Here is a 552-nt window from a genome sequence, read left to right on the forward strand (position 1 = left end):
GGGCCCTAAGCGGAAGTTCAGGTTGCTCCGAAGCGGACCTTCCTGTACCAACGAATGTGCTCGGGGTCGGCATCTGCGCCGTCCAGTACCTCTGACGTCTGAACGTCGATGACCACTATGCCCTTTTCTGCCGCAGCATTCGCAACACCGCTCATGAGGCCCATGATGTCGCCGTCGCCGCTGCAACTCGCAGACAGGCCTGCGTCCCGAGGCGCAAGCTCTACCAACAACTCATCGAATCCAACGATGCCGATGCCACCCTGCCAGCCCACCGGTCCGAAAAGCGCCTCCGCTGCTTGTTGGTAGTCGGCCCCCAAGAACGACGCATCCTCCTCCAGCTCTGCAATTGAGCCCGGTTGGTTCTTAGCCTTGACCAAGATGAAATCGACGCTCACATGCGCTCCTGAAGCTACTGCCTGAAGGTCTTCTTGTGGCCGGATTCTGCCTATCGTGAAAACGACTTCCGCCGTCAGACCGGCCAGTAGTCCAGAGCCGCAGCGGTGCACTTGAGTGAGCGAGCCTTGACGAAGGCGGCTGACCGCTCTACTTCGT

General features: G+C 59.8%; 1 protein-coding gene. It reads right to left on the bottom strand.

The genetic code is table 11. The features are described from left to right. Window positions 1-17 precede the first annotated feature (17 nt). Window positions 18-552 (bottom strand): hypothetical protein (locus AC07PZ_RS31610; protein WP_495299141.1); only part of this gene is annotated, 535 nt, incomplete at its 5' end.

The sequence above is a fragment of the Variovorax sp. GW821-FHT10B04 genome (assembly GCF_059415645.1).